The 14,386-nt window shown below is 40.3% G+C and carries 15 protein-coding genes; 5 read left to right on the forward strand and 10 right to left on the reverse strand.

What is annotated here, in order from left to right:
* The first annotated feature begins 3 nt into the window (after positions 1-3).
* From HWV58_RS16015 to HWV58_RS16025, 3 genes are all read left to right on the forward strand, one after another.
* Positions 4-252, forward strand: coding sequence for a hypothetical protein (locus tag HWV58_RS16015; RefSeq protein WP_175635057.1), 249 nt, complete (start codon positions 4-6; stop codon positions 250-252).
* 318 nt (positions 253-570) lie between these two features.
* Entirely contained in the window at positions 571-942 is a 372-nt protein-coding gene (locus HWV58_RS16020; protein WP_175635058.1) for a PadR family transcriptional regulator, read from the forward strand.
* Complete coding sequence (locus HWV58_RS16025; RefSeq protein WP_175635059.1) at positions 888-1,952, forward strand: permease prefix domain 1-containing protein; 1,065 nt, start codon at positions 888-890, stop codon at positions 1,950-1,952. Before HWV58_RS16020 ends, HWV58_RS16025 begins: the two co-directional genes overlap by 55 nt.
* 638 nt (positions 1,953-2,590) lie before the next feature.
* Here the strand turns inward: HWV58_RS16025 and HWV58_RS16030 are convergent.
* The 7 genes from HWV58_RS16030 to HWV58_RS16060 form a co-directional block, all read right to left on the reverse strand.
* Positions 2,591-4,087 carry a hypothetical protein gene (locus HWV58_RS16030; protein ID WP_175635060.1) on the reverse strand — a complete coding sequence of 499 codons (1,497 nt, stop codon included), beginning with the start codon at positions 4,085-4,087 and terminating at the stop codon, positions 2,591-2,593.
* The gene (locus HWV58_RS16035) at positions 4,080-5,345 is read right to left on the reverse strand and encodes an ATP-binding cassette domain-containing protein (protein WP_175635061.1); all 1,266 of its coding nucleotides are present in this window, start codon (positions 5,343-5,345) and stop codon (positions 4,080-4,082) included. The genes HWV58_RS16030 and HWV58_RS16035 overlap by 8 nt, the downstream gene beginning before the upstream one ends.
* Positions 5,346-5,348: 3 nt before the next feature.
* Complete coding sequence (locus tag HWV58_RS16040) at positions 5,349-6,419, reverse strand: hypothetical protein (RefSeq protein ID WP_175635062.1); 1,071 nt, start codon at positions 6,417-6,419, stop codon at positions 5,349-5,351.
* Between the two features lie 8 nt (positions 6,420-6,427).
* Entirely contained in the window at positions 6,428-6,748 is a 321-nt protein-coding gene (locus HWV58_RS16045) for a hypothetical protein (protein ID WP_175635063.1), read from the reverse strand.
* A 313-nt stretch (positions 6,749-7,061) separates the two neighbouring features.
* Positions 7,062-7,883: an HNH endonuclease gene (locus HWV58_RS16050; protein WP_175635064.1), complete on the reverse strand. Its 822-nt coding sequence runs from the start codon at positions 7,881-7,883 to the stop codon at positions 7,062-7,064.
* 9 nt (positions 7,884-7,892) lie between these two features.
* A complete protein-coding gene (locus HWV58_RS16055; protein WP_175635065.1) occupies positions 7,893-8,072 on the reverse strand; it encodes a hypothetical protein in 180 nt (59 codons plus the stop codon).
* A 186-nt stretch (positions 8,073-8,258) separates the two neighbouring features.
* The gene (locus HWV58_RS16060) at positions 8,259-9,365 is read right to left on the reverse strand and encodes an AAA family ATPase (protein ID WP_175635066.1); all 1,107 of its coding nucleotides are present in this window, start codon (positions 9,363-9,365) and stop codon (positions 8,259-8,261) included.
* Between the two features lie 370 nt (positions 9,366-9,735).
* On the opposite strand from HWV58_RS16060, the gene HWV58_RS16065 reads away from it, so the two are divergent.
* Positions 9,736-10,374 (forward strand): NAD(P)H-binding protein, encoded by a 639-nt coding sequence (locus tag HWV58_RS16065; RefSeq protein WP_175635067.1) that lies wholly within the window; start codon positions 9,736-9,738, stop codon positions 10,372-10,374.
* A gap of 90 nt (positions 10,375-10,464) precedes the next feature.
* Here the strand turns inward: HWV58_RS16065 and HWV58_RS16070 are convergent, their stop codons facing one another.
* Both HWV58_RS16070 and HWV58_RS16075 read right to left on the reverse strand, forming a co-directional pair.
* A complete protein-coding gene (locus HWV58_RS16070; protein WP_175635068.1) occupies positions 10,465-10,947 on the reverse strand; it encodes a hypothetical protein in 483 nt (160 codons plus the stop codon).
* Between the two features lie 77 nt (positions 10,948-11,024).
* The gene (locus HWV58_RS16075; protein ID WP_175635069.1) at positions 11,025-11,219 is read right to left on the reverse strand and encodes a hypothetical protein; all 195 of its coding nucleotides are present in this window, start codon (positions 11,217-11,219) and stop codon (positions 11,025-11,027) included.
* A gap of 239 nt (positions 11,220-11,458) precedes the next feature.
* Here HWV58_RS16075 and HWV58_RS16080 point away from each other — a divergent pair, with 239 nt between their 5' ends.
* Positions 11,459-12,565: an AI-2E family transporter gene (locus tag HWV58_RS16080; protein WP_175635070.1), complete on the forward strand. Its 1,107-nt coding sequence runs from the start codon at positions 11,459-11,461 to the stop codon at positions 12,563-12,565.
* A gap of 180 nt (positions 12,566-12,745) precedes the next feature.
* Here the strand turns inward: HWV58_RS16080 and HWV58_RS16085 are convergent, their stop codons facing one another.
* Entirely contained in the window at positions 12,746-14,227 is a 1,482-nt protein-coding gene (locus tag HWV58_RS16085; RefSeq protein ID WP_175635071.1) for a sensor histidine kinase, read from the reverse strand.
* Positions 14,228-14,386: the final 159 nt, after the last annotated feature.

Genomic DNA, 14,386 nt, shown 5'->3' on the forward strand with positions numbered 1-14,386 from the left:
GATATGATGGATTACCTGCTTTCTAAATCCGCTGATCTTCAAACCACCATTCCTGGCCTCATTTGGGGCAAAGGCTATCCCTGGGAGACGCTTATTGCAGCGGTAAATCCGATCAGTTATGCAATGATGGGATTACTCCCGCAAATGCATAGGGAAGAAATAACAATTATGGATGTTGTTTGCAGGTTACTTAAAGCTGCGTATGGTATTAGTTATGTACCTGGTAACATCCCTAATGTCTATCTGCGTTAGGGTAATACATTTGGATTAACTTTAGTTTTTTCTACTTCCCATCACACTTATATTATACGCTATATCCAAAATTTAATTGATGAATTTGGTAATGGTTTCTTAGCCTTGCCTATTTCACAAACTTCAAATAATTGATATAAAATATTATTATGCCATCGATTCGCCTCAAAATAGCGACCGAGAGTTATAACTGCAAAAAGCCTTTTTTTGAGCGGGGGCTTATCAGCTTAACCTAATCGTCTCCTTGATTTAAAGCATAATGATATAAAAATAACAAGATAAAACTTGAATACTTAGAAGTTCTATGTATATTTGAATATGAAAGAGTTAAATAAGGATCTTATGGCAAGCTCCCTGGCCCCTTTGGTTCTATTGATTTTGAGAAGACAGGAAAGTTACGGTTATCAGATTATCCAGGATTTGAAAGAAAAGACTGGAGGTGGGCTTAATGTGGCTGAAGGCACGCTTTATCCAGTACTCAAAAAAATGGAATCCAAGGAATGGATAGCTGGTGAGTGGAAAAAAGGAATTGCAGGAAGGGAGCGCCGCTATTATTCGATTACCGAAAAGGGACTCCAGGAACTCAGTTCACAATATCAGCAGATCAGTTTTATCAACGAAATAATCACTAAATTATGGAATCTCCCCGTTTCGACCTCGGAAATGCTATCTCCGAGCACATTAGCTTGATCAAAGATCAGGGTAGCCTCACTCTTTCAGATTGCAGGGAACTTAAGGATCATCTTTTCGATTCTGTCGAATCCCTACAAAGGCAGGGTCTCTCCGCCGAGGAATCATTTATTGTTGCACGCAAAAGGATCGGTCATGCCGAGCTTCTAGGTGAGGAATATAGCAAGGTCAACCTTTCGCTTACCCATAATAAACTCTGGAGTTATCTATTGATTGGTTTTAATCTTTTTTATGGTGTCACTTCGTTGCTTTTAACCTTGATCAGTATAATTTATTTTATCATTTACAAGGAGTTTGGGACTTCCAGCCTAGCAAACACAATCGTCATTTCTCTTCATGCACTCTTGATTTTTATGCTTTACCGGATCCTAAAAGCAAAACACCAGATTGCACTTTTTATTGAAAAGCAAGTAAAACGGGGTCCTCTCCGACTGATATTCCTCTCCGCGCTACCGCTACTGGTTAATTCCTTAATGACCTCACAGCTTGGAAAATTGATGCCCGACAGAAGTGTGCTTGCACCTGTAAGGATGTTCGATAACTCTCTTACTGAGTTAAGCTTCAACTTAACCGGCATCTGCCTTATCGGTTTTATGGTTTGCCTGGTATTTAGTTTGCGTAATACCGACAAGCTTACATTAAAGAATTTATTCCGTTCGCCATCTATAACTTTCTTATTACTGCTTGGCTTACTTGTAGAGTTTATTGCGGCCTCTTCAAGGTTGATCCATTTTAAACATATTATCTTTCAATCTTTAAGCTTTGGCCTGGTATATTTTGCTTTTTCTTTTTTCATTGCACGATATAACCGGAAAGAGGAAGCAACCAAATATGTGTTAATTGCTTCCAGTATCGGGTTTACACTTGAAGTAGGTGTGGGTATCAGCGCAGACATCTCAAGGGGAAATACTTACTATACTGTCTATTTTGGTCTTGCGCTACTGTTGACGGCAGCCTTTGGGCGTTATTTTGGAGGATTGTTTCGCCAGCATGAATTAAAGCAGGCTTAATGCTACCTGACGGAAACGCTTATTGCAGCGGTAAATCCGATCAGTTATGCAATGATGGGATTACTCCCGCAAATGCATAGGGAAGAAATAACAATTATGGATGTTGTTTGCAGGTTACTTAAAGCTGCGTATGGTATTAGTTATGTGCCTGGTAATATCCCTAATGCCTATCTGCGTTAGGGTAGATTAACAATAAGCAAAATGCGGTACAATATAGCCGTTTAATACTGTGCTAATCATACTGGTACTTTCTAACAGTATTAGCTAGAATATCAAAAACAGGGAGATACCAGCATCTTTATGGCAAGCAGATGCATAGCATCTGGCATCATGATATACCATACATCCGTGGTAAATCCGTACTAAATCCGCATTTGAGTATAAGAACGCGGACTATATGCGGACTCACTACGGATTTACCCTTAACTTGTCAGCCAGATGGCAACACTTTAGGATACCTAAATATGGGCGCTGTTATGCATCTTGAATTTACTTGTCGTTTTTTGAATTCTGATACTAGAATTAGTTTACATCTGTTAACCCAATGGTGGATGAGGCCATAAGAGAGGGCTATACTTTGTCTTGAATAACACTGGTTTTGGAAAGCTTCTTACTATAAATCTGGTTATTCTTAAGCATTATCTTGGTAATAGCGCCATCTTAAAAAGAAGCTCTGAGTAAAAATACGGAATAAGATAGGTTATATTCAGGGTCAATAAAATCAGTAAAATTATATCTGAGGGTCTGTGAACTGTGATATTGTAAAATGAAAATTCAGTTCCTTTCATAAATACCATCGCGATGAGCAGGATACCAAGAATAACGCTTGCAAGACCGAGGATAATAATCAGTAAAACATTATCTAACTTATGGGATCCGAAAAAGCTTAAATAACCGCTCGCTAATATCATCAAAATTAGCAGCAAGCTTAACAACTCCGTGGAATAGTACCTGTAATCTGAAAAAAGTGGATAGCAAAAGGTAACTAAAGAAACAAAGAGAATAGTATCTCTGAATCTCAAAGGTGCAACACTGTTTCCCAAAAAGGCTATTAAATAAGTCATTCCAGAAAGAATAAAACTAACAATGAGCACTAGGCTTAATGGCCAGTTATTGGTTTCTAAAATGGTATTAACGTTCTCAACAGTTTCCTGAATACTGGTTAATTTTTCATCCATTGTCCCGCCTTCGGCCTGGTCAATGAGTCTATCGGTAAACAGGCTACCCTGGATGGAAAGCGAGTCGGCATATCGGTAACTTCCTGAGTTTTTATGCTGGTAGTAGTAAACTGTCAGGCGTACCGGCTTAGCTATTGAATCTAATGCAATAAATGAACGTGAAAACACTTCAGTTCCATAGCATTTAGCGTATGTTTTACTTTCAGAGAATTGATTGTAGTAAATTCTACGGATCTTCCCGATTTCCTTATTTTTCATGTAAGATACCGGCGAAACGCTGATCCATCCCTTAACGGGATTGGAATCAGGGTGACAGATACTGTAGTTTTCTTCCATGATATGCTCTACTAATGTTTTGTTACTAAGCTTAGTTGCGGTTACGAACCGGTAAGCGAATATCGAATCCGAACTTGAGGCGCTGACATCTGTATATTGCTCAAGGGTCGACAACTTTTTCTTTCCATATATGCTATATTTCTCAGGTCCAAGGCGGCGATTTTGGTTGATTTCTTCGTAGAACTGGGTTGTTTTGAGTTCTGGCAAATCTTTATCTATCAAACGTTCCTGGATACCTTGATTCAAAATTTTGTAGGGTACAATCTGTATGATGATCATAAAGATTAACACCAGGTAATACAGGGAGAAGACTTTTAGGAAATGAACTTTATCGATATCTACTTTTTGAAAGCTGTAACTGAGCATGCCCTGGCTATAAATCCAACCGATGAAAACGATAATCCCGGAAAGTGCTTGAAGGATTTTGATGTAGGTCATATCTGGAAGTATAGTTGTCCAGTAAGCGATTCCAATAGCTAGGCTTGTAGCAAAGAAAAAATATATTATCCCCCAGTAAAATATGTGATGAATTCTACTCGACCAGAGCAGTGGCTGATTCAAAAGCAAATACTTATCAAGAGATGCTAACTGTTGCTTAGGTATATCTATTATCTTATTCATTTTCAAAAAACAATCTACTTGAATTACTGATATTCCTGAAATACTTAAATTCAACTTTGGCGGCTATAATTGCTGTCAAAAGTATATCTTGCGTGAGTTTGTTTGTAGTTTGGATGATCTTTTCCTGTTGTTCTTCCTTAATCTGAATGATTTCTTCCGAAAGGTCTGAGAGGGCTGCACGAAGTTCTTCCAAACTGCAATTGGCATCAAGGAGATAACTCATAGATTCTCCTTTTGCACTTATCCCTTCTGCGCTACCATTATATACTGCTTGTCCATCATTTAGAAAGATGATATTATCTGATATTTTCTCAATTTCGTAAAGATTCTGAGAAGACATGATTATGGAGATGGGATATTTGATCGAGTCTGTGAGGTTGCGCAGGTCACTCAATAACATTGCTTGTGTCTTTACATCTAGATTAGCCAGAGGTTCATCCATTATCAAAAGTTTAGGACTCCAAACTAGCTGCCTGGCAAGTTCAAATCTAAATTTAAATCCGTCCGATAGAATTGTCCATGAACTATTCTGGTACTTGGAAAGTCCAAGGCGCTCCAGGATGTAGGCTACTGCCCGCTCATTTTCCTGTCCAAAGATCCCTTTACTGGAGGCAACGAAATGGAGGTGTTCTTTTAGGGAAATGACTCCTCCCAGATCGGGCAGGGATTGGGAAATGAATGCGATCTTACTTTTTATTTTTTTCCAGTCGAGACTTTGCTCACAAAATTCTGGGAAAGCCCACTTTCCTTCATCGATGGAGATGATTCCCGCAACCATTTTTAAGAGCGTAGACTTACCGTTGCCATTTTTGCCGATGACACTGGTTATCTCTCCCAATTTAAGTTCAAAAGAGATGGGCTTTATTGAAAAACTCGCTCTATCTTTTGTGATATTTTCTGCCCGATATATAACTTTCTCAGATTTCAGTGAAAGGAAGTACGCTCTTACGCTATGCTCTTTGGCTTTTATTTTAGCTAATTCGGCCTCGTTTATTTGTACTTCTGCAGCTGCATCCAGGATTGCAATGGCGCGCCGTGCAAGTTCTTGTTCAATTTCTTTTACGTCTGCGGGAGATTTCTCCAAATCAAAAAAATCGTTTACCTCAGATCCTAGCAACAGTGCCTTTAACATCAGATCCGGATCGGACATTTTTGTCCATACCAATGTCTGAAAAGTACTAAATGAGGTTCTAAAATCAGTTCTGAGCACTTCTTTTAGCTGTCCAATCTCGCGTAGCAAAATATCTCTCTCTTCCATATCTTAGTTCTGATTGGTGTTTTGATTAAATATTTCACGGATTAGCACTAGCATTGCTTTATACAATTCGGTTTTGCGTTTTGTGTACTCTTCCTGTTTTATGCGTTCTCTGCTGGTGGCGAGCTCGGTGCTCTCAGATGATAGCAGAATGGCCTCCATCACAAACTGTTCGGTAAGATCAAAATTCCATACGAAATCCAAAAACTTTTTGGCCAGTGAATCAAAGTTGTTCCTCATCATTTCTGTTTCGATTTCTCTGCGTTTTTCGAGGATGTCGGATTTGGAGTCTTCGTAACTGAAGTTTCTGAAATGCGATATATCGGCTATATCGCCTTCTGATTGATCCGGACTGATAATCTCTGGCTTGACTGCCTCTACTGGATTATGGTCTTTGATGAAAGCATGCGTGAATTCAAGGATTTTCCTTAAAGGCACATATTTCTTTTTATAACTTCGGTCCCCAACGCTTAGCGCATGATCCAGCCCTTCAGTGAACATGGTTATGTTTCTGGTGCCAATTATCCTAGCCCGCAAATCTTTCGAGCTTGCGCAGAGCAGGGTTACTCCTCTAGAGGGAAAAGCATCTTTGAATTCTCTGGACAAGCCTTCATCAGATTCGGACATAAATCCCATGCCTCCGGCTCCTGCGAAACAGCAATCCAGGATCAGGAATGTCCTGATGGATCTAGCTTGCTTGGAAATGGTTTGCCCCAAGGCTTTGATGGGCATGCTGGAAAAAAGTGGACTTTCATGTCTGGTCGTTTTTAAGGATAGATAGAAATCCTCTCTGCTGTATCCTCCATGGCCGACGTAGTAAATAAACAGGTCTTCGATTCCTGCAGGAATCTTTGCTTTAAGGAAGTCGATTATGGCAGAATCCTGCGCGTCAAAACCTCCTTCGGAATCAAAGAGATCGAGTATATTTTGCCTTTCGACTTTTAGCGTCGAGCTGAAATATTTCTCAATTCTGTTCTTTGCTTCTCTGAAAGCGGTATCAGGCGCAAAGTTTTTTGATTTGGGAAAAGACTCTGCTCCTATAAATATTACGGCTGTTTTGAAAGGATCGAGCGCCACTTAGAGAACTATTTTAAGCTGTCAAGGATATTTTTGATATCATCGCTGCTAAGATTTTCTCCTTTGATCTCTCCATCTTTTTTGATGGTTAGCTTTTTGTCTTGCTTTTTTATCATCCAGTTTAACAGGCCCTTTGTGAGCGCGGTAACTGCGGTTGAACCGAGAATGAGTACGATTGTTGCTCCGAAGTCTTGAGTATCTGCGTCATCTTTTTCGATATTAACGTGCAGGTTCTCTGTGGATAAAAGATAGGATTGTAGGTCTAGGGCTAACTTGCCTGCCTCGGCTGGCGTTTCGCCATCGAAGTTGATTGTTAATTTTTCTTGCATGAGATTGCTAATTCATTTTTCATCTACCAGCTCTATTACTGATAGAATAAATGCGAATGTAGTAAAAAAACAAAAGTTATGAAACGCTTGGTAGAGATTTTGATTTACTTACTTTTTGCTATGGTAAAAAACCGGCTTTATAGTAACAAATACCTGCTCCCATCACGGCCCCACTTAGAGTTTAACTGTTTTAATTTAAGTTTTTTTAACATAAATGAAATAGTTATCCAACTTTATCTCAATTTGTATTTGACATAAGACAAAAAAAACGGCTTACATAGATAATTTCTACTGCCCTTTTGGGATGCTGCTTTTAGGCAGCTAGTGTTCGGTAGTAACTTAGGAAATAGCTATATTCTTTGAAAAGTTTCCAAAGTTCGGGATTAATAAACTGCGGCAGAAGTACTTTGATGTCTTCTATTGTTGTAGTGGAATGACTGATGGCATTTTCTACAATATGTTCCTTTAAATTTGTTATCTCTTCACTGGTTATCTTCTCTTGGCTAAGATTAGAAAGGGAAAACAGGTACCATAATCTTCTGATATCTATCAGTATCTTTTTATTGAGGTTTAAGATCTCAAAGTAGCTACGCTCTTGTGGATTGGTGCCATATACGATAGTGCCGTCTGGCAGATAAGCTATAACATCTTTAATGAGATTGAAGGGTGGTACAAAATCATCCGCTCTCTCTCTATTACAACAGGTAAAGGATGCTGAGGTTTCAAATGTCCTTCCGTTACAGGAGGCAACTATATTATGGTATGCGATATGGTGGGGAAATGGAGGGCTATCCTTTTCTATAATTGCATTTTCGAAATCTGACTGTAAGACAACATTATTTTTCAAGGTATCGCTCAAATCATAATATTTACTCAAATCTACTATTTGTGTTACTGACCTAGGGATAACATGCTCGAGCTCGCAGGTATGATCGTCTACGATCTTCCTACTACAGTAACAACAGATATAATTTTGTTCGAGCACGAAGTAGCTTCGAAACCCGCCACGTTTGATGTCGCGGTACCCAATATTGATATATTTATATGCCCCTGATGCCGATACTAGCCAGTTCGCCTTTAGGAATTGAGAAATATGATCAATGGCCGCTTGGTTATTTTTTTCAAGAAAGATCATCTCGCAAGGTTATCTGTTTTTAGCTGTGCGGTTTTCAATCTCTTGTTCAATTAGTTTGTTGTCTTCCCCAACCATTTGCTTTAATTCACGAAGAACGTTATCTGCCTGCTCGTATTTTCCAAGCTTACGCAAGATGACAACTGAGTCTATCAGACTTTCTAGTTCGGTCTCACGGTAATTGGCACCCATGATTTCGGTAAGACCTGTGTTATAGTCTATTCCAAAGACGTTTTCCACTCTTTCGTTACTGTACTGGTTTCCTTCGTTTTCAAGTTTAATAAGCCTATTGTTTTCATCGGCTTTAAAGTTGCTTACGATTAAGGGCGAATGGGTGGTAACGATGAACTGGATATTAGGGAATGTTTTCTTTAGTCTTTAGAGGATGTCCTGTTGAAGGGCCGGGTGCAGGTGTAGCTCGATTTCATCGATTAATATAATACCGTGGCTTTCCTTATTTTCATTGAGGATATAGCAACGGTAGGCGATGTCGATTACCATAGAAAATACTCTGCGGTATCCCATGGGTAATGATTCGAAGGATATGATCCTTCCGTCTTCGAAACTAAATTCCAGGGTATCTGTTTTTTTGTCCTGCCTGTTGACTGCGATCTGGTAAAGCTGGAATTCTTTGTTGATGAAGTTCAGTGAATCAGAGACTGGTCTGGTAAATGTTAATAGTTTGTCCGTAATAAATTCTCTTTCTTTATTAAATGCTTTGGAGCGCTCATCTCCCTGCAAATAGTTTAAGCGCTCTTCCAGCCTAACAAGGTTACCATGGATTGTGTTTAGCTTGCTATCATCTCCCTGTTCTGCATCGGCTAGCCTTGATTTTGCTAGCTTAATCTGAGATTCAAGCGATCTGATATCGTCATGAAGGTTTTTCTCTGCGTTGGAAACTTTATAAAACCGATTCAGCCAAAGCTCTACGCAGTTGGTTCGCTCATCCCAGCCGTAGTAGGCCAGATCTCTGGGCAACAGGTCTTGGCTGATATTTTTTTTGACTTTTGCGCCGATGTTGATCTTTTCATGGGGAAAGGAGTCTGTTATTACAGAAATTACGGGAAGTTCCGACAATAGGTTTTTGTTGTAATATTCCAGAACACTAAACAGCGCATCTTTATAGCCATTGGTTTCATAACCACCCCCGGCTGTTTTCTTGCGCATCCCCCAATTTAGGTTTCCTGTCGGAAAGCTTGCCTGGAAAATATTGCTGATTGGGTAATTGTAACTTCGGGTTATTTGATCGAAATTGGCTTCATTGCGGCCAAATGATCTAACTTGTGCATTGTTAGAAGTGGCTAGGTTCTTGGCTAAAGTGCCTGGTCTAGAAAACATGAAACTTAGCCCCCTTCTGATAGCTGAGAGGACACTTGATTTTCCTGTTCCGTTTTTACCTATAAATATCGTGGTCTCTGTTCCATATTGTATTTTATACTCTTGGAAACAACGGAAATTGTTAAAAGTAGATTCTATTAACCTCATATTTATTTATCGATGCCTGTTATCCATTGCTCTTGGCGAGAATGAATAAGTTCTGATATTATCCTTTATCAAAGAAACTAGGCTTCTTAGCGGATTACCGTTCAAATATAATCTTCTTTATACAATTTTTTGTTTTGTTTAGATAATTATATTGTGCCTTTAATAATCCAAGCAGATGCAATTCGAACTGTAACCTATCTCTTCTGTCAGGCTCTAGTGTGATGAGGATTGTAATGTTATACTTGGGGACTTTACTAAAAGTGTGTGCTTATTCTCATTCCAAACTGTGCACCTCGTTTTTACACTTCTTTAAAGCTGAGCCAATCCTCCCGATTAATTATATATTTAACTAATTTTAAAATAAAAACACATGAAAGCGCTGATCATTGGAGCCACTGGTGCTACCGGAAAAGACCTGCTTGAGGTACTGTTGCAGGATCCTGCCTATACCGAAGTGACTATTTTTGTACGCCGTTCATCGGGAATATTACACCCAAAATTAACCGAAACGCTTACCGGCTTTGATCACCTCGAAACACTTTCAGTCCAGATTAAGGGCGATGTGCTATTCTGCTGCCTGGGCACTACCCTGAAAGCAGCCGGTTCTAAAGATAACCAGCTACATATCGATCATGAAATCCCGCTTCAATTTGCCAAAATGGCCCAAAATAACGGCATGCAAAGTGTTGTACTGCTCTCAGCTTATGGAGCTTCTGCTGCATCAAGGGTATTTTATTCCAGGATTAAGGGCATGCTGGAAGAGGATATCGCCAAACTTGGTTTCAACCAATACATTATATTCAGGCCGGGATTACTTTTACGCAAAAACACAGACAGGCTTGGTGAGCGCCTGTCAGCAAAGTTATTAAATCTGCTAAACAGTATAGGATTGCTCAGCAGGTTCAAACCACTGCCTACAGGATTGCTTGCAGAAAAGCTGGCAAAAGCACCTAAAGTTTTTTCCAGTGGTTCTCATGTGGTTGAGCTTAACGAAATCTTCAGCTTGTAGACCGTTTTCAGCGTTACAGCTAAGCCGGTAGAGCCCTTTTTGCCGGCTATCTGCTCTGGTGGAGAATACAGAACAAAAAACAGAATCCCTTCATTCAGTGCTTTCGAATGCTTTCAGCCTGGAAAATTCCTTTTGAAAAACCAGCAGGTCGTTATTTATATTGAAATGATGTTTCCTTGAAAGTAGCCTGCTTCCTAATCCATAACCAGTTCCGGCAACAAGGCCAGAGGCAGTACAGGCTGTCATCCAGAACAGCTGAACACTACCATCAAGATCGGTAAGGAAAGCGGTTGAACCGGCGGCTACTCCTATACCCGTTCCATAAAGTACACTTTTACCTAACGAAATTACCTTTTTACTTACAATTATCTTATCGATGGTTTTCGCCTTTACGGTAACCAAATTGCCCTTCAAACTTTTTATTGTAATTGCGTCTGACGAGAGTTCTTGCAAAACGCCTTTAATTTTGCCAATTGAGTCGGCATGTACAACAAACTCATACGAATGTACATATTGTCCATAAGCCAAATTGGTCAGCACAAGGAACAAAAATGATAGGTAAAGTTTTTTCATACCTGAATATAGGACATTAAAAGAATTGTTCAAATATAATCAGCCTAAACATCCAGTAAAACCGGTTTGAAATTGCTTCAGTCCGGCTTAATCCTGCCTTTGGAAGCGGCATTTATGGCTTTCCCTGCTAGCTTAGCCTCGGCGGCAAATCCCGTTATCGTTTTTTTGACAGCTTTTTTCACTTTGATCATGTGCCCGTAGGTCATACAATCGATATCCTGATCATCCACACATACTTGTCCGAATTTGCGATCCAGCTTTAAAAATTCCATTTCTTTTTATTTATAGAAACAAAATTCAACGGGATTGGTTTAGGTTGCCAAAAATTTAATTCATACCTCGCCTAAACGTCTGGTCAGTATAATAAGCTGTGGGAAATAGCTGCTAAAGTATGGTTTGAAAAGTATGATCAGATGAGCAACGCATATCTAATATTGACTGAATAAAATAAAAAAGTATTACCGGAGAACATTTTAGCGATTACAATGTTCAAGATCAATATATATTTTAAATGAAACGAGAATTTCCATTCTATATCAAAGCTCCAGCGATACTGCTTGGCATTTTAATTACGGTTTTTATCTTAAGTGTGCTTCGTGACATCCTGGTACCACTAGCTTTCGCAGCACTTATCGCGATACTGCTCAACCCGCTTTCTGTAAGACTTGAAAAACTTGTTCACAAGATAGTGGCCATCACTATTTCTATGCTTATTGCAGTTCTGGCCATTGCCGGCATCGCCTACTTTTTAAGCTCCCAAATCGCCCATTTCTTTGATAATGTAGATGCGATGAAACAAAAATTCTACGAGCTGTTAACTATCATCCAGAAATGGCTGGAACAAACCTTCGGAATAGGTGCCAGAAAACAGGCACAGATGATTAATGAAGCTGCAAACGGAAGCAAGGCAGTGATTGGGCAAACTTTGAGCGGGGCTTTGGGGATCTTAAGCGTGATTTTCCTGATTCCGGTATATACATTTTTGATTATGCTTTATAAAACCCTCGTCCTGAATTTTCTGTATGAGGTGTTTTCGGAGGAAAATCAGCAAAAAGTTGGTGAGATATTAACCGAGACTAAAGCAGCCATACAAAGTTACATTGTTGGCTTACTTATCGAGACAGGCATAGTTGCGGCAATGAATTCGTGTGCATTACTGATATTAGGTGTTCAGAACGCAATCCTGATTGGCGTAATTGGTGCAATATTAAACCTGCTGCCCTACATTGGCGGTATCATTGCAATTGCGCTGCCTGTGCTGATGGCAACGCTCACTACCGACGGTTTTACCACCCAGCTACTTATTATTGCCTCCTATGCGCTCATCCAGTTCATTGATAACAATATACTAGTCCCCAGGATAGTATCCTCCAAGGTTCAGATCAATGCCCTGATATCCATTGTGGTGGTATTATTGGGCGCTGCACTCTGGGGAATTCCAGGAATGTTTTTATCTATCCCATTTATCGCAGTACTAAAAATTGTTTTCGACAGGATTGATGGACTTAAGCCCTGGGGCAAGCTGCTGGGAGATAATATACCCACTGAGCATATGGGCCAGCTAAAAAGGTTACGTAGAAGAAGTTCCAGGAGTTCAGCCTCAGCGGCAAAAAAATAACCAATACAGCTCTCCTGTTCAAAAATGCCTAAGAGCACTTTCCGTGTAAACCAGTTTTACTGAAAAACAATGCCGCAGTTGGCTCAACGCCCTGCTGCATTGTTTTTAGTTCTGCTGCATCAGTCACTACAGGCCTTTGACCTTATTGTTTTTTTAACATCGATATATCAATCTCCTTAGCTAACAGAGTGGCAAAGTAAAATTAAAGGTGCTTCCTTCCCCTACTACACTTTCCGCCCAGATTTCTCCATGGTGCCCGTCGATAATTTCCTTGCAGAGATAGAGTCCTATACCAAAACCTGCAATCAGGTGGTTTCTTTCGCCCCTGTAATAACGGTCAAAGAGTTTAGATAGCTCATCCGGGGCTATCCCGCGCCCCTCATCCCTTACGCTCACCAATAAGAAATGTTCGAGGGTTTTGAAATGAATGTGTATCGTACTTTCGCGCCGGGCATATTTTACCGCATTATTAAGCAGGTTAACCAGCACCTGTGCAATCTTTTCCCGATCTGCCTCCACCATCACCTGCTGCGCCCCTGTAATTTCAAACTTGTGGGTGGAGTATAGTACTTTGATCTCCTCTTCCAGCTCGGTGATTAACAATCTGATATCAAAACAACTCTTTTCAAAAGCAAGTTGACCGGATTCCAAACGGGAAATATGGAGAAAGCCATTGATCATATTGGTCATCCTTCTGGTTTGCTTTAAGGATTGGATAATTGCTTTTTCAAATAACGGATCATTTTTTCCTTTTACCTGGCGCTCCATTAACTGCAGATAGGTGACCATGGAGGTAAGTGGTGTTTTGAGCTCGTGGCTCACCATCCCGATGAAATCATTTTTGCGATGTTCATTTTGCCTGATCTCGGTAATATCACGCGTAGTGCCTGCCACCGCCTCTACTTCGCCATTCTGGTTGATTACCGGAGTAAAAATATAATCGTACACCCTTCTGCCTAATTCGGCATGTGGAAAAGAAACCTCTCCCCTAATAGATTTGCGCGTATCGCGAACCTGGTCAATCTCCCGTTCATGCATTGTGGCGTGCCAGGGTTCATATCCGTTTTCAAGTAATCCCTTGCCTATAGCCTCATCCCAGGTTTTGCCCCACATTGCCAGCAGCGCAGCATTGGCATAAATAAAGCGATAATCCAGATCGAATACATACATCAGGTCAGGTGTATTGCTCACAATTGTCTCGTAAAGCCTTCTTTGCTGTTCTGATTGTTCTTTTGCTTCGCGCAAGGCCTGCTCAACCCGCTTAGCCTCACTGATATCTGAGGCGGTACCAAACCACTCTATTATTTCTCCATTTCCGTCCAGGATTGGTACAGCGCGGGAAAGTGTCCATCCAATATTTCCATCGGCACGCAGTACGCGGTGCTCGAGGTGAAAAATACGCTTCTCCTCCACAGCCGCTGCAATAGCTGCTTCCAGGAAAAGCTTGTCTTCGGGCAGGATGTATTTTTCAAGCCAGCCTGTGATCGGTTCAGTCGTATCCTTCAAAAATCCCCGGCCATCAAGCTCGCGCATCTCCTCCCAATCCGGGCTCATCCTGTATATGATATCTGAGGTTGCACTTACCAGGGCCCGGTAGCGCTGCTCATTTTCAGCAATTTCGTTACTGATAAAATTAGATTCTGGGGGTAAATTTATCTTCATGGTTTGATTGAAAAATCAATTTAGAAACATCAGTGGGGGCATATTGTTTGCCCACCAACTAAATACCTTGACTTAAGTTTTTCGGATCAAAAAACAGTCTTCAATATCGTACAGACCAATTTGTTTTATTAGCGGTGAAGAAAATGGCCTAAAACTTTT

This window comes from Pedobacter ghigonis, assembly GCF_903166585.1.
Taxonomy (GTDB): domain Bacteria; phylum Bacteroidota; class Bacteroidia; order Sphingobacteriales; family Sphingobacteriaceae; genus Pedobacter; species Pedobacter ghigonis.